Source organism: Streptomyces tateyamensis (genome assembly GCF_003205575.1).
Lineage (GTDB): Bacteria > Actinomycetota > Actinomycetes > Streptomycetales > Streptomycetaceae > Kitasatospora > Kitasatospora tateyamensis.
Genome location: NZ_PYBW01000048.1, coordinates 12,999 through 31,782, shown reverse-complemented (window position 1 = coordinate 31,782; position 18,784 = coordinate 12,999). Strand labels below are relative to the sequence as shown.

The 18,784-nt window shown below is 72.4% G+C and carries 12 protein-coding genes; 7 read left to right on the top strand and 5 right to left on the bottom strand.

The window, feature by feature from the left end; translation table 11 throughout:
• The first annotated feature begins 8 nt into the window (after window positions 1-8).
• Complete coding sequence (locus tag C7C46_RS15500; protein WP_110669993.1) at window positions 9-791, top strand: DeoR/GlpR family DNA-binding transcription regulator; 783 nt, start codon at window positions 9-11, stop codon at window positions 789-791.
• A gap of 23 nt (window positions 792-814) precedes the next feature.
• Here C7C46_RS15500 and C7C46_RS15495 read toward each other — a convergent pair whose 3' ends face one another.
• From C7C46_RS15495 to C7C46_RS15480, 4 genes are all read right to left on the bottom strand, one after another.
• Window positions 815-3,268 (bottom strand): SpoIIE family protein phosphatase, encoded by a 2,454-nt coding sequence (locus C7C46_RS15495; protein ID WP_220040630.1) that lies wholly within the window; start codon window positions 3,266-3,268, stop codon window positions 815-817.
• 20 nt (window positions 3,269-3,288) lie between these two features.
• Window positions 3,289-7,557, bottom strand: coding sequence for a HAMP domain-containing protein (locus C7C46_RS15490; RefSeq protein ID WP_110669991.1), 4,269 nt, complete (start codon window positions 7,555-7,557; stop codon window positions 3,289-3,291).
• A gap of 102 nt (window positions 7,558-7,659) precedes the next feature.
• The gene (locus tag C7C46_RS15485) at window positions 7,660-8,106 is read right to left on the bottom strand and encodes a hypothetical protein (RefSeq protein WP_110669989.1); all 447 of its coding nucleotides are present in this window, start codon (window positions 8,104-8,106) and stop codon (window positions 7,660-7,662) included.
• Between the two features lie 259 nt (window positions 8,107-8,365).
• Window positions 8,366-10,060: a CHAP domain-containing protein gene (locus tag C7C46_RS15480; RefSeq protein ID WP_110669987.1), complete on the bottom strand. Its 1,695-nt coding sequence runs from the start codon at window positions 10,058-10,060 to the stop codon at window positions 8,366-8,368.
• Between the two features lie 370 nt (window positions 10,061-10,430).
• On the opposite strand from C7C46_RS15480, the gene C7C46_RS15470 reads away from it, so the two are divergent.
• The 3 genes from C7C46_RS15470 (at window position 10,431) to C7C46_RS15460 (ending at window position 14,322) form a co-directional block, all read left to right on the top strand.
• The gene (locus tag C7C46_RS15470) at window positions 10,431-11,666 is read left to right on the top strand and encodes an MFS transporter (RefSeq protein ID WP_146259095.1); all 1,236 of its coding nucleotides are present in this window, start codon (window positions 10,431-10,433) and stop codon (window positions 11,664-11,666) included.
• Between the two features lie 249 nt (window positions 11,667-11,915).
• Complete coding sequence (locus C7C46_RS15465; protein ID WP_110669981.1) at window positions 11,916-13,844, top strand: APC family permease; 1,929 nt, start codon at window positions 11,916-11,918, stop codon at window positions 13,842-13,844.
• 58 nt (window positions 13,845-13,902) lie between these two features.
• Entirely contained in the window at window positions 13,903-14,322 is a 420-nt protein-coding gene (locus C7C46_RS15460; RefSeq protein WP_245984437.1) for an OB-fold nucleic acid binding domain-containing protein, read from the top strand.
• A 166-nt stretch (window positions 14,323-14,488) separates the two neighbouring features.
• On the opposite strand, the gene C7C46_RS15455 is transcribed toward C7C46_RS15460, so the two are convergent.
• Window positions 14,489-15,508, bottom strand: coding sequence for a LacI family DNA-binding transcriptional regulator (locus C7C46_RS15455; RefSeq protein ID WP_110669978.1), 1,020 nt, complete (start codon window positions 15,506-15,508; stop codon window positions 14,489-14,491).
• Window positions 15,509-15,703: 195 nt separating this feature from the next.
• Between C7C46_RS15455 and C7C46_RS15450 the strand changes: the two genes are divergently transcribed.
• Genes C7C46_RS15450 through C7C46_RS15440 form a run of 3 tightly spaced genes read left to right on the top strand, consistent with a single transcriptional unit; the run spans window position 15,704 to window position 18,764 of the window.
• Complete coding sequence (locus C7C46_RS15450) at window positions 15,704-16,999, top strand: ABC transporter substrate-binding protein (protein WP_110669976.1); 1,296 nt, start codon at window positions 15,704-15,706, stop codon at window positions 16,997-16,999.
• A 14-nt stretch (window positions 17,000-17,013) separates the two neighbouring features.
• On the top strand, window positions 17,014-17,904 hold the full coding sequence (locus tag C7C46_RS15445; RefSeq protein ID WP_245984436.1) for a carbohydrate ABC transporter permease: 891 nt from the start codon (window positions 17,014-17,016) through the stop codon (window positions 17,902-17,904).
• Complete coding sequence (locus tag C7C46_RS15440; RefSeq protein WP_425470079.1) at window positions 17,901-18,764, top strand: carbohydrate ABC transporter permease; 864 nt, start codon at window positions 17,901-17,903, stop codon at window positions 18,762-18,764. The genes C7C46_RS15445 and C7C46_RS15440 overlap by 4 nt, the downstream gene beginning before the upstream one ends.
• Window positions 18,765-18,784: the final 20 nt, after the last annotated feature.

Here is an 18,784-nt window from a genome sequence, read left to right as displayed (position 1 = left end):
GGTCCGCCGTGACCACGCACACCCGACGGGCCCGGCTGCTCGAACTGCTCGGCGACCGGCACCGGATCGACGTCAACGAGGCCGCCCGCCAGCTGGGCGTCTCCGCGGCCACGGTCCGCCGGGACCTGCGCGAACTGGCGAACCGTCAACTGCTGGTCCGCACCCACGGCGGGGCACTGCCCAGCGGTGTCAGCCACGAGCTGCCGCTGCGCCACAAGAGCACCCGGCGGGCCGAGGACAAGCTGCGGATCGCGCAGGCCGCAGCCGCCCTGGTGCCCGCCGGGGCCGTGGTCGGGCTCAACGGCGGCTCCACCACCACCGAGGTGGCCCGCGAACTCGCCGCCCGCCCCGACCTGATGACGGGTGGTCGGACCGCCCTGACGGTGGTCACCAACGCGATCAACATCGCCGCCGAGCTCGCCGTCCGCCCGCACATCAGGACCGTGGTGACCGGCGGCCTCGCCCGCCCCACCTCCTACGAGCTGACCGGCCTGCCGGCCACCCTGGTGCTGGAGCACGTCTCGCTCGACTACGCGGTGCTGGGCGTGGCCGCTCTCGACCCCGAGGCCGGCGCCGCCACCGCCGAGGAGAGCGAGGCGCAGGTCAACCGGGTGATGGCCAACCGGGCCCGCACCGTGGTCGTCGTCGCCGACTCCGGCAAGCTCGGCCGCCGCGCCTTCGCCACCTTCTGCCCGCCGCACCAGATCGACCTGCTGCTCACCGACACCCGCGCCTCCGACACCCTGGTCAGCGCCTTCCAGATCCGGGGCATCCCGGTCCAGCGCTGCTGACCCGGTGTCGGCACAACGGTCCGTCACCGGGTCGACGGTGCCTCGCGGACCCAGATGCCGACCAGGCAGGTGTCGTCGTCGGTGTCCGCGCTGCTGTAGCGCAGCAGGTGGTCCAGGTGGTTCTCCAGCGTGTCCGCCGGGTCGGCGGCGTTCGGGGCCTTCTCGCTCAACGCCAGCAGGCTGTCGAGCGAGGCCTGCACGGACTGGTCGCGGCGCTCGATCAGACCGTCGGTGAACATCACCAGGGTGTCCCCGGGTTCCAGGTCGAGGTGGGCCTCCTCGTAGTCGGCCTGGTCGAGGGCGCCGAGCAGGATCCCGCTCGGCTGGGGCAGCGCGCGGGCCCGGCCCGCGCGCAGCAGGACGGGCGGCAGGTGCCCGGCCCGGGCCCAGCGCAGGCGCCGGGTGGCCGGGTCGTAGAGCGCGCAGACGGCGGTGGCGGTGACGTTGTCGATCAGGTGGTGCGTGACGCTGTTGAGCCAGGCCAGCAGTTGGGCGGGGCCGGCGCCGGTGGCGGCCAGGCCCCGCAGGGCGTTGCGCAGGGCGACCATGCCGGTGGCGGCCTCGATGCCGTGGCCCGCGACGTCCCCGACGCACAGCAGGATCTCACCGGAGGGCAGGGTGAGCGTGTCGTACCAGTCGCCGCCGACCAGGTGGTCCTTCTCGGCCGGCCGGTACCGCACCGCGACCTGGAGGTCGCGAAGGCTGACCGGGCCGCGGGCCGGCGGCATGATGGCGTGCTGGAGCTGGAGGGCGAGTCGGCTGCGTTCGGCGGCCTGCTTCTCGCTGTGGGCGAGTTGGTCGCGGGTGGCGGCCAGCGCCACCTCGGTCCAGTGCTGGGCGGAGACGTCCTGGTAGGCACCGCGGATGACGGTGACCACCGCGTGCTGGTCGTGGACCGGTTCGGCGACGACGCGGATGTGGCGGGCGACCCCGTCGGGGCGGTGCAGCCTGAAGGCGGTGGCGGCCGGGCGATGATGGTGCAGCAGGGTGCGCAGGAACCGTCCGATGGCGGCCCGGTCGTCCGGGTGCGCGTAGTTGGCGAGCTGCTCCAGCGAGATCGGCTGCGCGGTGGGGGGCAGTCCGTGCAGGTCGTAGAGGGTGTCGTTCCAGGCGATCTGGCCGCTCTGCAGGTTCTCCTCGAAGCCGCCGATCCGGCCCAGCCGCTGGGCGTGCTGGAGCAGACGGGCCACCCGCGGCGTCCCGTCGTCGAGCCGCCAGATCACCACGACGTGCTGGCCGTGCCGGCTGATGCTCAGCTGGGCCTGGGCGTGCAGCGCGACGCCGTCGACGGTGGTGGCCAGCCGCATGTCCCGGGTGCGGAACGGCTCGCCGGTGGCGAAGACGTGCTCGACCTTCTCGGCCAGTCCCCCGGCCTCGGCGGCGAGCGGGTACGCCTCCAGCAACCGCGCGCCCGCGACCGAGCCGGCGGGCCGGCCGGCGAAGTCGACGAAGGCGGGGTTGAGGTGCCGCACCGCGAAGTCCAGCGGGAAGTCCGGGCTGCCCGGGGCCAGTTGGAGGACCAGGCAGGGGTCGAGGATCCCGTCGACGAGGCGTTGCAGCTCGTCGAAATCCCGGTCGGCGCCCAGGTGCCCGGACGGCTCGGTCCAGGTCTCCAGCGTGGTCGCGCACAGCTCGGCCAGCGCCTCGAACTGGCGCTGGAGCGGCTGCGACCCGGTCGGTGCGTCGCCGGGCCAGCAGATCTCCAGCACGCCGATCAGCCGCCCGCCGGTGCCGGCCGGCACCACGATGCGTCCGCCGCCGAACTCGTGCTGGCCGATGGTGGGCAGGGCCGCCTGCGCGAGGGTGGGGTAACTGATCGCCTCCCGCTCGTCCAGCGCCCTGCGGGCCGGGGTCGCGACGCCGGGCGGGACGTGCCGCCACCGGCGGGCCTCGTCCTCGCCGAAGCCCGCGCTGCCCTCCAGGGAGAGCGACTGGTCGGCGTTGGCGGCCCAGATCGCGACGGCGGCCGCCCCCAGTGGGCGCAGCGCGGTCTCCAGTATCGAGCGGGCGACCGCCTGGCTGTCGCTGGAGGCCAGCGTGTGGGCCTGGGCGGTGCGCAGCCGCAGCGCCACCTCGCCGGGCTGCGGGGCGGCGGAGGAGGCGACGAAGTCGTGGGCGATCTCGGAGATCCGGTCTGCGGCGACCCGGTTGACCAGGTCGGCGGCGAACTCCAGCACCGGCAGGTTGGCCTGTTCGGCCAGCACGGTGAGCTGGGTGGCCGCCTCGGCCGGGGCGCAGTGCAGCCGTTCGATCAGTACGCCGGCGGCCATCTCGATCAGTGAGCGGCCGGCCGCGTCGGCGTGCGAGCGGGCGAGTTCCGCCCGCAGGTTCTCCACGGTGGCGGCGAGTCGGGTGACCGCTGCGGGCACCGGCGTGCTGAGTGCCGACCGGTCGGCCGGGAGATCGAGCTGGGCTCCGACCAGGGCAGCGGTACGACCGGTTTCCGACCGCGCGGGCGGGTCGTGGGGTTCGTGCACGGCGTCCTCCTGACGGCAGATCAGCTGTGTTCGGGGCCCGGCGTCTGGACGGTGAGCTGGTCTCTGATCCGGCTGATCAGGTCGGCTGCGTCGACCGGCTTGGTGATGTAGTCGCTGGCTCCGGCGGCCAGGCTCTTCTCCCGGTCGCCGAGCATGGCCTTCGCGGTGACGGCGATGATCGGCAGCCGGGCGTGCTCGGGCATCGCGCGGATCGCGGCGGTCGCGGTGTAGCCGTCCATCTCGGGCATCATCACGTCCATCAGGATGACGTCGACAACGGTGTGGGTGGCCAGGGCGTCCAGCGCGGCCCGGCCGTTCTCGGCCTGCAGGACGGTCATCCCGTGCAGCTCGAGGATGCCGGTGATCGCGTACAGGTTCCGGTCGTCGTCGTCCACGACGAGCGCGACGCGTCCCGCCAGGCTGCGGTCGCCGCTGGGCGCCCAGTCGGTGGCGGCGCGGGCGGTGCGCGGGCGGATGTCCTCGGGCCGGTCGGCGCTCATGTGCAGGGCGACGCGCTCGCGCAGTTCGTCGAGGCTGGCCAGGACCTCCAGCGGCCGGGTGGCGCTGCCGGTGAGCAGCTCGTCGCCGGGGGCGAAGCCGCGGCTGCGGTGGGCGAGCACCGGGACCGACTGCAGCACCGGGTCGCCGTCCATGTCCTTCAGCAGTGAGACGGCGGTGCCGTCGGGCAGGTCGAGGTCGAGCACCAGGCAGTGGCAGGGCCCCTCGGCGAGGGTGGCGGCCGCCTCCTGCGCGCCCACCGCGGTGACGATCTCCAGCTCGCGGCCCTCGGTGCGGGGCACGTCGGCGAGCGCGTTCTCGCAGACCAGCCCGAGCAGTCCGTGCGCGCGCGTCTCGACGACCAGCAGCCGGCGTGCGGGCAGCGCCTGGTCCGGAGCCTCCCGGTGCGCGGGCCGGCCGGTGAGCTCGGCGGGTGCGGCGGCGGCCGCCACGCCGTGCTCGGGCAGGTCCGGGCGGGTGGTGGGCAGGTACAGGGTGAAGGTGCTGCCCTGGCCGAGCGTGCTCTCCACCGTGATCGCCCCGCCCAGCAGGTAGGCGATCTCGCGGCTGATCGACAGGCCGAGCCCGGTGCCGCCGTACTTGCGGCTGGTGGTGCCGTCCGCCTGCTGGAAGGCTCCGAACACCGTCTCCAGGTGCTGCGGTGCGATCCCGATGCCGGTGTCGGTGACCCGGAAGGCGATCACCAGCCCGTCGCGGCGCACCCCTTCGGGGAGCTCACTCTCGGCGGCCGGCTCGATCCGCAGCTGGACCTGGCCCTGCTGGGTGAACTTGACCGCGTTGGAGAGCAGGTTGCGCAGTACCTGGCGCAGCCGGTAGTCGTCGGTGCGCAGCACGTCCGGTACCCCGCTGGCGGTGCCGACGGTCAGCGCCAGGCTCTTCTGCCCGGTCAGCGGACGGAACGTCACCTCGACGTACTCGACCAGGGTGGCCAGCGAGACCGTCTCGATGTTCAGGTCCATCTTGCCCGCCTCGACCTTGGACAGGTCGAGGATGTCGTTGATCAGCTGGAGCAGGTCGGAGCCGGCGGAGTGGATGATGCCGGCGTACTCGACCTGCTTGGCTGTCAGGTTCCGGGACGGGTTCTGGGCCAGCAACTGGGCGAGGATGAGCAGGCTGTTGAGCGGGGTGCGCAGCTCGTGGCTCATGTTGGCCAGGAACTCGGACTTGTACTTGGAGGCGACGGAAAGCTGGTGGGCGCGGTCCTCGAGTTCCTGGCGGGCCTGCTCGATCTCCAGGTTCTTCGCCTCGATGTCGCTCTTCTGGGCCTCCAGCAGCTGCGCCTTCTCCTCCAGCTCGGCGTTGGAGACCTGGAGCTCCTCCTGACGCGCCTGCAGCTCCTGGGAGCGGGCCTGGAGTTCGGCGGTGAGGCGCTGGGACTCGCCGAGCAGCTCGTCGGTGCGGGCGTTGGCGACGATGGTGTTGACGTTGACCCCGATGGTCTCCATCAGCTGGTCGAGGAAGTCGCGGTGGACCGCGGTGAACGGCTGGACGGCCGCGAGCTCGATGACGCCGAGGACCTGGTCCTCGACCGTGATCGGCAGCACCATCAGGGCCAGCGCCTCGGTGCGGCCCAGGCCCGAGGCCGCGGACAGGTACCCCTGCGGGAGCCGGTCGACGGCGATGGTGCGCCGGCTGCGCGCCGCCTGGCCGACGAACGACTCGCCGAGGCGGAACGGGCTCGGCCGCGCGTCGTGCGGGAAGGCGTAGGAGGCCACCAGGCGCAGCACCGTGCTGTCGTCGGTCTCCTCGGCCAGGTAGAAGGCGCCGCACTGCGCGCCGACCAGGGGGGTCAGCTCGTCCATGATGGACTCGGCGACGGCCGCGAGGTCGCGCCGGCCCTGCATCAGCGCCGCGATGCGGGCCAGGTTGGTCTTCAGCCAGTCCTGGTCCTCGTTGGCGCGAGTGGTCTCGCGCAGCGACTCGACCATGAAGTTGATGTTGTCCTTGAGGTCGGCGACCTCGCCGGAGGCGTCCACGGTGATCGAGCGGGTCAGGTCGCCGGCCGCCACCGCACCGGTCACCTCCGCGATCGCCCGGACCTGGCGGGTCAGGTTGCCCGCCAGCTCGTTGACGTTCTCGGTCAGCCGCTTCCAGGTGCCGGAGACGCCCTCGACCTCGGCCTGCCCGCCCAGGCGCCCCTCACTGCCCACCTCGCGGGCCACCCGGGTCACCTCCGCGGCGAACGAGCCGAGCTGGTCGACCATGGTGTTGATGGTGGTCTTGAGTTCGAGAATTTCGCCGCGGGCGTCCACGTCGATCTTGCGGGTCAGGTCCCCGTTGGCCACCGCCGTGGTGACCTGGGCGATGTTGCGGACCTGACTGGTCAGGTTGTGCGCCATGAAGTTGACGTTGTCGGTCAGGTCCTTCCAGGTCCCCGCCACGTTCGCCACCCGCGCCTGACCGCCCAGCTGCCCCTCGGTGCCCACCTCGCGCGCCACCCGGGTCACCTCGTCCGCGAAGGCGGAGAGAGTGTCGACCATGGTGTTGATCGTGCCGGCCAGCGCGGCGACCTCGCCCTTGGCCTCCACCGTGATCTTCTGCGACAGGTCGCCACGGGCCACCGCCGTGGCGACCTGGGAGATCGAGCGGACCTGGCCGGTCAGGTTGGACGCCATCACGTTGACGTTCTCGGTGAGGTCCTTCCAGGTGCCGGAGACGCCGCGCACCGTCGCCTGGCCCCCGAGGTTGCCCTCGGTGCCGACCTCGCGGGCCACTCGGGTCACCTCGTCCGCGAAGGCGGAGAGCTGGTCGACCATCGTGTTGATGGTCTCCTTGAGTTCGAGGATCTCGCCGCGGGCGTCCACCCGGATCTTCTGCGAGAGGTCGCCCTGGGCGACCGCGGTGGTGACCGAGGCGATCGAGCGGACCTGGGCGGTCAGGTTGTCCGCCATCACGTTGACGGACTCGGTCAGGTCCTTCCAGGTGCCGGAGACGTCACGGACGTCGGCCTGGCCGCCGAGGCGCCCCTCGGTGCCGACCTCGCGCGCCACCCGGGTCACCTCGCCCGCGAACGCACCGAGCTGGTCGACCATCGTGTTGATGGTGTTCTTCAGCTCCAGGATCTCGCCCCGGGCATTGACGGTGATCTTCTGCGACAGGTCGCCCTTGGCCACCGCGGTGGCCACCTGGGCGATGGCGCGGACCTGGCCGGTCAGGTTGCCGGCCATGAAGTTCACCGAGTCGGTCAGGTCGCGCCAGGTGCCCGACACGCCCTTCACGTCGGCCTGACCGCCCAGGATGCCCTCGGTGCCGACCTCACGGGCCACCCGGGTCACCTCGCCCGCGAACGAGCCCAGCTGGTCGACCATGGTGTTGACGGTGTTCTTCAGCTCCAGGATCTCGCCCCGGGCGTCGACGGTGATCTTCTGCGACAGGTCGCCCTTCGCCACCGCGGTGGCCACCTGGGCGATGTCGCGGACCTGGGTGGTGAGGTTGCCGGCCATCGCGTTGACCGAGTCGGTCAGGTCCGCCCAGGTCCCCGACACCCCGGGCACCTGGGCCTGGCCGCCGAGGCGGCCCTCGGTGCCGACCTCGCGCGCCACCCGGGTCACCTCGGAGGTGAAGCGGGAGAGCTGGTCGACCATGCCGTTGAAGACCGTCGCGATCTCGCCCAGCAGGTCGTCGGCGTCGTCCGGCAGCCGGGTGCCGAAGTCACCGTCGCGCACCGCCGTCAAGCCGGCAAGCAGCAGTCGCAGTTCCGGCACACCGACCTGGGCCGCGTCGGAGCTCGCGTTCCTGCGCGTGCTGTTGGGCGTTGCTGGGCCAGCCATCGATCGTCGCCTCCCTGCCAGAAGCCCGCCCCCGGCAGCAGTTGCGGCCGGGCAGATCACGCGGGCATGTACCGCTGGGAGGCTACCCCAGCATGGATCGGATCAGGTAAGCCGGGAACTGCGGCCGGGGCCGCCGGCCGTCCCGGGCTCGACCGCCCGGGCCACTCGGGCCGCCCGGCCCTGGACGGGCACCGCAACGCCGCCCGCGTAGCGGCCCATGCCCAGGGCACGCTCCAGCTCGTCGATGCTGTCCAGCACCTGTTTCGGCTCCGGGGTACTGGTGCACCCGCGGGCGAAGAGCACCCTGGTGACGAACTGCCGCAGCAGCAGGACGGGGACGGCGACCACCCACAGCAGCGCGGCGCACAGGGCGATCGCCTCGACGTGCTCGCGCTCCCGCCGCTCGAACTCGGCCACCGAGTGCGGGCTCACCCTGCCCCGCGCCGGACCGGAGAGGTACCCCGCCCTGCCGTACGCGAAGACCGCACGAGCCGTCATCAGGGCCCCCAGCCCGTATCCGCCGAGCACCTCCAGCAACCACACCAGCACCGCAGCTCGCCTCCCCTGTCCTGCGCGCACGCATCCTGGCCAGCCGTATGCCCCGGATCACCGCCGTTAACTAACGAGTGCGCGGGTCGCCCCCGGTACCCGGCAACCGGCCGGTTCCTCGCCCGGGGGACCACCTCCGCCGGGGAGCGCGGACGCTGGTACCGATGGTGAAGCAGCCCCGCACCAGCCAGGTGCCCGCCGGCGGATCCTCGGCCGGCGGGCACCGCCGTGCGGGCGCCCGCCTCTTCCTGACCGGCCGTCAGGAACCGATCACCACCTCGCTGGCGCCGGAGCCGATGACCGTCCAGGCGCCCGGGCCCGTTCCGCTACCGTTCCAGACCGAGACGGCGCTGCCGTCGACGGACAGGCCGACGACGTGGCCGGCGCCGACGGCGAAGGCGCTAGCCGCACCGCCGATCGGGGTCCAGTCGCCCGGGGTGCCGTTGTAGCGGCTCACGCTGCCGTCGTTGGGGTTGACGGCCAGCAGGCCGTCCCCGCCGGCGTACAGCGTGGTGGCCGCACCGCCGATCTGGGTCCAGGAGTTGGGCGTCCCGTTCCACACGGAGACACTCGACCGATCCGGCGCCAGGCCGTACAGGTGTCCCCCGCCGGTGGCGAACTGCGCACCCGCCCCACCCACCACCGTCCACGCACCCGGACCGGCACCGCTGCCGTTGTACCGGCTGATACTGCCGTCGTCCGGGTTGGTCGCGAACAGACCCGCGTCGCTCGCATAGATGGCGGTCGCCGCACCGCCGATCTGGGTCCAGGAGTTGGGCGTCCCGTTCCACACGGAGACACTCGACCGATCCGGCGCCAGGCCGTACAGGTGTCCCCCGCCGGTGGCGAACTGCGCACCCGCCCCACCCACCACCGTCCACGCACCCGGACCGGCACCGCTGCCGTTGTACCGGCTGATACTGCCGTCGTCCGGGTTGGTCGCGAACAGACCCGCGTCGCTCGCATAGAGGTCGGTGGCCACGCCGCCGATCTGGGTCCAGGCCCCCGGGCCGGTGCCGCTGCCGTTGTAGACCGAGACGGCGCTCTTGTCGGGCGCCAGGCCGTAGACCCGCTCACCGGAGACGATCGCGCTCTGGTTGGCCACGGTGACGTTCGTACCGGCGTAGGTGTGGTTGGCGCCGTCGATCTCGTGGGCGGTCATCGAGATGCTGTACCCGCCGTTCGCCAGCGCGGTGGTGTCCAGCGCGTACGGGTAGCCGGACGCGCCGCTGCCGGCCCGGACCTCGTTGCGGTACCCGTTCGGCCCGGTGATCACGTAGTCGAGCCACTCGATGACGCCGCTCTGGCTCGCGTTGGCTCGCAGGTTGAGCGTGCCGCTGACGCTCTGGCCCGCACCGACGCCGGCCAGGGTGACGTTGAAGCCCGCCGGGATCCCCGAGGCGCCGACAGGGCTGACGTAGCCCAGGAAGTTGTAGGCGGAGCCTTCGACGGCGTGCTCGATCTGGTCGGCGGTCCCGGTGTGCTCGGTGACCAGGCCGCCCTGGTTGCCGCCGATCTCGGTGACGGTGCCGTTGGAGCCGACGGACTCGACGAGGCCGATGTGCGCGCCGCCGCTGGCCTTGGTCGGGAAGCCCGAGCCGCCGAAGATCATCGCGTCGCCGGGCTGCGGTGTGTAGGTGCCGGGATCGTGCCAGGTGCCGTTGTTGTCGCCGTAGTTGACGAAGGTGGTGACCGTCCAGCCGAGTTTGGAGACGTCCACGCCGCCCTGGCCCCAGGCCCAGGTGGCGAACGCGGCGCACCAGTTGAGGCTGCAGTCCATGCCGTCGTAGGCCGAGCTGCAGCTGTGGCCCAGCTGGCTGTGCGCCGCCGAGACGATCGCGCTACGACTGGCGGCCGCGCTCGCCGGGGTGGTGGCGAGCGCCAGCATGCTGCTGCTGGCGACCGCGAGGGCGGCGGTCAGGGTGGCGGTCCGGACAAAGGGGTTGCGGGGCATGGCTGTACTCCGATGGAAGAGAGTGGAGGTGACGGGACGTCAGCAAACGGACCGGATCCGGATCCGGTCGTCGACCCGCAGCCGCTCCGGGACCGGGCCGACCCTGCCGACCCGCCGGGCCTTCCGGCCGCGCACCACGAGTCTGCCGACCACCTGCCGCTCGTGGAACCGGTGGCGCCTGGCCGCCTCCGGCCTGGCACCTTCCGTCCACCGAACCGGCAGCTCCCGCGCTGCGAGCCCGACTTGGAGGATCATACGATGACGGTGCGTACTGCCCCGCCATACGCTGAGCACTCACCCGCTGGTTGCTCACCTGGGGGCCGACGGCGGGGAGGCGGGCGCCCCGGGTCGGCCCGGTGGGGGGCCGTGCGTGGCCGCTGTGGGGAAGTTCCGTGCTGCCGTCGACCTGACGGGGGGTCGAGTGCTGGCCTGGTCGCTGCTGGGGCGGCTGCCGGCCGCGATGTGCCCGATCGGCACCCTGCTGATGGTCAGCCAGCACACCGGCAGCGTCTGGCGGGCCTCCGCCGTCACCGGCGCGCTGGCGCTGGGTCAGGCCACCGGCGGGCCGCTGGTGGGCCGCGCCGCCGACCGGCGCGGACAGCGGCGGGTCGGACTGGCCGCTGCTGCGCTGAACACCGTGGCGCTCCTCGCCCTCGTCACCGCCTCGCAGTTGCGGGCCGCGCTGGGCTGGCAACTGCTGTTCGCAGCGGTGGCCGGGCTCTCGGTGCCGCTGGTCGGGCCGCTGGCGCGCAGCCGCTGGCTCTGGCTGGCCGACGGGCGCGCCGAGCAGGCCTCGGCCGCGCTCTGGCTCGACGGCCTGATGGACGAGGTGAGCTTCACCACCGGGCCGGCCGTGGTCGGTCTGCTGGCCAGCCTGCTCGCGCCGGCCGCCGGGATGCTGCTCGCGGCCGCCCTGGCCGGCGTCTGCGCGACGCTGTTCGCGCTGCACCCCTCCGCCCCGCCCAGCATCGCGGCCACCGGCGGCCGCCCGCGCCCGCCGGCCCGGCTGCTGACCGCCCCTTACGGGCTGCTGCTCGCCGGGATGGCGCTGCTCGGGGTGGCCTTCGGGTCGATCCAGGTCGGTGTCACCGCGACCACCGCACACGTGGGCCACCCCGGCGCCGCCGGTCCGATCTACGGGCTGATGGGCGGCGCGAGCGCCTGCGCGGGCATCGCGATGGCCGCGCTGCCGGCCCGGTTCGACCTGCCCGCCCGGCTGCGCGCGGCGACGGCGCTGCTGCTGTCCGCCGCCCTGCTGCTGCCGCTGGTGGGCGGCACCCTGGGCGGCCTGGCGGCAGCCGTCGGCTGCGTGGGACTGGCCGTCGCACCGCAGATGATCACGATGTTCGGCCTGGTCGAACGGACCGTCCCCACCGCCCGGCTGGGCGAGGCGATGGCCGGCCTGGTGAGCAGCATCACGCTGGCCCAGGCCGCGGGCACGGTGGCGGCCGGCTGGCTGGTGGCCGCGGCCGGGCCCGCCGCCCCGTTCACCGTCACCTGCGTCGCCGCCGGCTCGGCCCTGCTGCTGGCGGCCGCCACGGCGACGGCCCGGCGGTACGCACGGCCCGCGGCGGCCCCGGCGCGCCGCGCACAGGTCCGCGCCTGAGCCGGGCGGCCACCCCCGCCCCTGACGGCCTTTTGACGCCTCCTTGACGCCCGCTGCCTTGACGCGGACCCGCCGAACCGGCCGCCGGCACCCCGCCCCGACTCCCCTGCCTGGTCAGCCCCGACCGTGCGGGTACCGCCGAACCAAGGAGCCGGCAAGGAATCCCTGTCGGCATCCTGATGCCCGTTTCCTTGACATTTGCCGACCGGGGTGTGCCATGGCACCAGCCATGGCCGTACGATGCCCCGCATGCCTTCGACAATGGGACTCATCAAACGGCTGCTGGTCGGCCAGCCGATGCACAACGAAATGCTCGGCGAAGCCACCCTGCCGAAGAAGATCGCGCTGCCGGTGTTCGCCTCGGACGCGCTGTCTTCGGTCGCCTACGCGACCGAGGAGATCCTCTTGGTGCTCTCCGCCGGAGGCCTGGCCTTCTTCCACTTCACCTGGTGGGTCGCTGCCGCGGTCGCCCTGCTCATGCTGGTCGTGGTCGCTTCCTACCGGCAGAACGTGCACGCCTACCCGTCGGGCGGCGGCGACTACGAGGTCGCCACCACCAACCTCGGGCCGAAGGTCGGTCTGACCGTCGCCAGCGCGCTGATGGTCGACTACATCCTGACCGTGGCCGTCTCCGTCTCCTCCGGCGTGGCCAACCTCGCCTCCGCGTTCCCCTCGCTCAACAACCACGTGGTGCTGATAGCGGTGCTGATCATCGCGGTGATCACGCTGCTGAACCTGCGCGGCGTGCGCGAGTCGGGCACCGCCTTCGCCATCCCCACCTACTGCTTCATCGTCGCGATCGTCGTCATGATCGGCTGGGGCCTGTTCAAGATCGTCACCGGTCACCCGCTGCACGCCGAGAGCGAGAACTACCAGATCAAGGCGACCGGCACGTTCGGCGGCGTCGGCCTGATCTTCCTGCTGCTGCGCGCCTTCGCCTCCGGCTGCACCGCGCTGACCGGCGTCGAGGCGATCAGCAACGGCGTGCCCGCCTTCAAGCCGCCGAAGAGCAAGAACGCCGCGACCACGCTGGCGCTGCTCGGCGCGATCGCCGTGTCGATGTTCGCCGGCGTCACCGCGCTCGCGCTGGCCGGCCACGTGCACGCCGCCGAGCCGGCCAACCTGGTCGGCCTGGCCGACGGGCAGACCCCGCGCACCGTGATCGCCCAGGTGGCCCGCTCGGTCTTCGGCGGGGCGTCACCGCTCTTCTACGTCCTGCAGTTCGTCACCGCGCTGATCCTGGTGCTCGCCGCCAACACCGCCTTCAACGGCTTCCCGGTGCTCGGCTCGATCCTGGCCAAGGACGGCTACCTGCCGCGCCAGCTGCACACCCGCGGCGACCGGCTCGCCTTCTCCAACGGCATCATGCTGCTGTCCGGCGCGGCCATCCTGCTGGTGGTCGTCTTCCAGGCCTCGCCGACCCGGCTGATCCAGCTGTACATCGTCGGCGTCTTCGTCTCCTTCGTCTGCAGCCAGACCGGCATGATCCGGCACTGGAACCGGAACCTGAAGACCACCACCGACCCGGCCGCCCGCAACCACATGATCCGCTCGCGGGCGATCAACGCCGTCGGGGCCGGTGTCACCGGCGTGGTCCTGACCATCGTGCTGACCACCAAGTTCGCCAAGGGCGCCTGGATCGTCGTGGTCGCGATGCCGCTGATCTGGCTGGTCATGCGCGGGATCCAGCGGCACTACGCGGCCGTCTCCGCCGAGCTGACCCCGCCGCCCGGCAAGGGCGTCACCCCGCCCTCCAACAACCACGCCATCGTGCTGGTCTCCAAGCTCCACCTGCCGACCATCCGCGCGCTCGGCTACGCCAGCACCACCCGCCCGACCCGCCTGGAAGCCGTCACCGTCGACCTCGACCCGGTGGAGACCGAAGCCCTCAAGCAGGAGTGGAAGTCGCGCGAGATCGAGATCCCGCTCACCGTGGTCGCCTCGCCCTACCGGGAGATCACCAGCCCGGTGGTGGACTACGTCCGGCAGCTGCGCACCGAGAAGCCGGACGACATCGTGACCGTCTACATCCCCGAGTACGTGCTCGGCCACTGGTGGGAGCAGATCCTGCACAACCAGTCGGCGCTGCGGCTCAAGGGCCGGCTGCTGTTCCAGCGCCGGGTCGTGGTGGCCAGCGTCCCGTACCAGCTGCAGTCCGCCAACGACCGCACGTCTTGAGTGTTCGAGCCTGAGTGATCTGAGCCTGAGCGCCCTGAACCCGGAGGAGATCGTAGCCATGGAGACGTCGAACGGTACGGGCCCGCACAGCGCGCCGCGTCCTGCGGGCTGGTCCACGGTCCGCCGCGCACTGGCCCGCCTCTCCCGGTCCAGCAGCGACCTGCAGGCCGAACAGCTGGCCGCCGCCGTCACCTCGGCGCACGCCACCCGGATAGCGGACACCGAGGACCGCGAGATGGTCCGGCTGATCGGCACCTTGCGGACCGTCACGCTGCGCCCGGTGGGCGGGGCGCCGGCGTTGGAGGCGCATCTGTGGGACGGCACCGGTGAGGTCGTGGTGATCTGGCTCGGGCGCCGCGAGATACCGGGCATCCTGTCCGGCCGCACCATCGAGGTCCGCGGGCGGCTCAGCCGCGCGCGGGGCCGGCGCACCCTCTACAACCCCGCCTACGAACTCCGGGCCCAGGCAGCCCACTGACCCACCTCCACCGACCGCCCCGGCGGGGTCGGCAGGGCCCGCCGCCCTGCCGACCCCGCCGGGGCGCACTCGTACCCGGGTGACGGTGCCCGGCCCGGCCCGGAGCCGCCGGCCGGCCTCGTCTTCACCGGGCCCGTCAACGGGGCCCCGCGCAGTCGACGGCCGGTCAGCCCGGCGGGACGCCGGTGCTCTCGCGCACGGTCAGCCGCGGCGTCGGCGTCTTCAGGTCCGCCGCCGTCGCCGGGTCGTCCAGGACGCCGAGCAGCGACCGGGCCACCTGCTCGCCGAGGGCGAAGGTGTCCCGGGAGAGCGCGGTCAGCGGCGGGTGGACGATCCGGGCCAGCACCGAGTCGTCGAAGCAGACCACCGACAGCTCCTGCGGCACCCGCACGCCCATCTCGGTGGCCACCCCGAGCCCGGCCACCGCCATCACGTCGCTGTCGTAGACGATCGCGGTCGGCCGCTGCCGCCTGGCCAGCAGCGCCCGGGTGGCCGCGGCGCCCTGCGCGTCGCTGAAGTCGGTCGGCACCGAGACCGTCTCGGCCAGCCCGAGCCGCCCGGCCGCGTCGCGCAGCGCCCGGATCCGGCGCTGGGTGTGCTGGAAGGCCGGCAGGCCGGCCAGGTGGGCGATCCGCCGGTGGCCGAGCGCGGCCAGGTACTCGACCACCGAGAGCATCGCCTCCCGGTCGTCGGCCCAGACCGCGGGCAGGCTGCCGTGCCGGCCGGGTCCGCCGAGCACCACGGTGGGCATGCCGAGCTCCTCCAGCACCGCGATCCGCGGGTCGCGGACCTGCAGGTCCACCAGGACGAAGCCGTCCACCCGGTGCTCCGAGGTCCAGCGGCGGTAGACCTCGATCTCGGCGGCGGTGTCCTCCACCACCAGCAGTTGCAGCGCCGTCTGGCGGCGGGAGAGCTCGGCCTGCAGGCCGGAGAGCAGCTGGGCGAAGAACGGCTCCACCCCGATGGTGCGGGCCGGGCGGGCCAGCACCAGCCCGACAGCGCCGATCCTGGCCCCGCCGAGCACCCGGGCCGCGCTGTGCGGGCGCCAGTTCATCGCCTCGGCGACCTGCAGGATCCGCCGGCGGGTCTGCTCGCTGACCCCAGGGCGCCCGTTCAGCGCGAAGGAGACCGCGCCTTTGGAGACCCCCGCCGCACGGGCGATGTCCTCGATGGTCGGTCTGCCCACGTGTGCGGTCCTCTCTTGACACCCCTGGCGCGCAGGAGCATAGTCCCACACACCTCGCTAGAACGGTTTAGTAAGTCCGTGCGGGCCACAACCGCCCTCTCGTTCCTGATCCTTGACTGGACGTCAGGCAAGCGGCAGCAGTCGCACGTGCACCCTCGTCCCCCGTTCCCGTTCCCCGTTCCCACGGAGACCGCCATGCGCAGTGTCAGGGCAACCGTCACCCTCGCGGCCCTCGCGTCGCTCACCCTCACCGCCTGCGGCGTCGGCGGCGGCAGCAGTTCAGCCGGCGGCGACCAGGCCGTGGCCACCGGCCGGCCGCTCTCGGGCAGCATCACCTTCCAGACCTGGTCACTGAAGAACGAGAAGTTCACCCCCTACTTCGACGCCCTGGTCAAGGACTTCGAGAACCAGCACCCCGGCACCACGGTCGACTGGCTGGACCAGCCCGGCGAGGGCTACAGCGACAAGGTCACCAGCCAGGTCACCGGGGGCAACCTGCCCGACGTGGTCAACCTGCCGCCGGACATCGCGCACTCGGTGGCCAAGGTGGGCGGCCTGCTCGACCTGGCCAGGAACGCGCCCACCCTGACGAAGGACTACGTGGGCAGCGGCCTGACCGCCTACACCTACGCCGACCTGGGCACCGGCACCTACGGCTTCCCCTGGTACCTGGGCACCGACATCAGCCTGTGGAACAAGGGCATGCTGCAGCGCGACGGCCTGGACCCGGCCCACCTGCCGAAGACCTTCGACGAGCTGGTCGCCCAGGCCAGGACCATGCACGACCGCTCCGGTGGCAAGGACTACCTGATGAGCCGTCCGCCCGGGCTCTCGGACATCGTCAACTCCGGCACCCCGCTGATGACGCCGGACGGCAAGAAGTTCGCCTTCGCCACCGCGGGCGCGGCCGCCATGCTGGACAAGTACACCGCCGCCTACGCAGCCGGCTACCTCCCGTCCGACGTGCTCACCAGCACCTACGAGGGCAACTCGGCGCTGTTCAACAAGCAGGTGGTGGCCTGGACCACCGGCGGCGGCAACTACATCTCCAGCACCCGGCAGACCAACCCCAGCCTGGTCCCGCAGATCATCCCCTCCCCCGCGCTGGACACCGCCCCGCTGTACGTCCAGGGCCTGTCGGTCTCGGCGAGGAGCAAGAACCTGCCGCTCGCCCTGGCCTTCGCCCAGTTCGCCACCGACAACGCCAACCAGGCCGCGTTCGTCAAACTGGCCCCCGGCTACCTGCCCGGCACCACGGCGGCCGCCGCCGACCCGGCGTACAGCAGGAGCGACGGGACGCCCCAGGGCGACGCCGCGGTCTTCGCCTACCAGGACATGCAGAAGGCGGTGAACTTCACCCCACCGGTGTGGACCAACGCCATGGACACCTTCCTCAACCAGCAGATCGCCCTGGCGATGACCGGCAAGGAGAGCAGCACCCAGGCGCTGCAGAGCGCCCAGGACCGCGCGAACCAGCTGCTCGACCAGTGATCGGGAGGGCGCCGGTGCGGCCGCACCTGACGAGGGCCCACCGCCGGTACACGCCGTGGCTGCTGGTCGCGCCCGCCCTGCTCTGGCTGGCGGTCTTCAGCCTGTGGCCCGCGCTCAACACCGCGGTGCTCTCCTTCACCAACGTGCACATCCTCAGCGGCGGCCGCTTCACCGGGCTGCACAACTACGCGCTGATGTGGCAGGACCCGCTGCTGCGCGACGCGATCGTCAACACGCTGATCTTCATGGCCGTCTGCGTCCCGCTGCTGACCGTGCTGCCGCTGCTGCTGGCCCTGCTGGTGCAGCGCACCCTGCCGTTCATGGGCTTCTTCCGGACCGTCTTCTACTTCCCGGTGATCGCCTCCGCCGTGGTGGTGGCGCTGATCTGGCAGTGGCTGCTGGACGACCGCGGTCTGGTCAACGGCCTGGGCCGACAGGCCGGCCTGCTGCACCACGCCGTGCCGTTCCTCACCGACCGCTGGCTGCTGCTCGCCAGCGCCATCGCGCTGACCGTCTGGAAGGGACTGGGGTACTACATGGTGCTCTACCTCTCGGCGCTCGGAAACGTGCGCCGGGACCTGCACGAGGCGGCCGCGGTGGACGGGGCCGGTGCGGTGCGCCGGTTCCGCTCGGTCACCGTGCCCGGGGTGCGCGGGACCATGGCGCTGGTCTCGGTGCTGATCGCGGTCAGCTCGATGCGGGTGTTCACCGAGCTGTACGTGCTGGGCGGGCGCACCGGCGGGGTGGGCGGCCAGGACGTCTCGCTGGTGATGCTGATCCAGCAGGCCGCCGCCGGCAGCGACGGCCGGATCGGCTACGCGTCCGCCCTCAGCGTCCTGCTCTTCGCCCTCACCGCCGGGCCGTTGCTGCTGCTGGCCCGCTGGAACCGGCGGGGGGAGCGGTGAGGCGCCCGCCCCGCCGCCGCTCGGCGGTCTTCGACTCGGTCACCCCGCTCGGCCTGACGGCGCGTTACCTGACGCTGCTGCTGGTCCTGGCGATCACCGTCGGTCCGATGCTCTGGGAACTGGCCACCTCGCTGAAGAGCATCGCGGAGGACGTCTACACCGCCAGTCCGCGGCTGCTCCCGCAGCACCCGACCCTCGGCAACTACGGCCGGGTGGCCAGGCTGGTCCCGGTCGGCCACTTCGCACTCAACTCGGTCCTGGTGGCGCTGGCCGACGTCACGGGGAACCTGGTGGGCGCCACCCTCGCCGGCTACGCGCTGGCCCGGCTCCCGTTCCGCGGCCGCCGCCTGGTGGTGGGGCTCTTCCTGTCCACCCTGGTGCTGCCGGGCGAGGTGACGATCATCTCGCAGTACCAGACCGTCGCGAAGCTGGGCCTGGGCGACTCCCTGCTCGGCGTGGGGCTGCCCGGAATGATCGGCGCGCTGAACGTGCTGCTGATGCGCAACGCCTTCCTCGCCGTCCCGGCCGAACTGGAGGAGGCGGCGGTCATCGACGGGGCCACGGTGCTGCAACGCCTGCGGTTCGTCGCACTGCCGGCGGTCAGGGGCACCCTGAGCGTGATCGCCATCCTCACCTTCATCGGCGCCTGGGACGACTTCCTGTGGCCGCTGCTGGTGCTGCAGAGCCCCGGCAGACTGACCCTCACGGTCGGCCTCTCCTACCTGCGCGGCGCCTTCAGCGCCGACCCGCGCACCGTCGCGGCCGGCGCCGTGATCGCCCTGCTGCCCGTGCTCGCCCTCTTCGTCACCTTGCAGCGGTACTTCTTCCGCGGCGTCGGCGAAGGCGCCGTCAAGGGATGAGCGGCCGACCCGACCGGAGG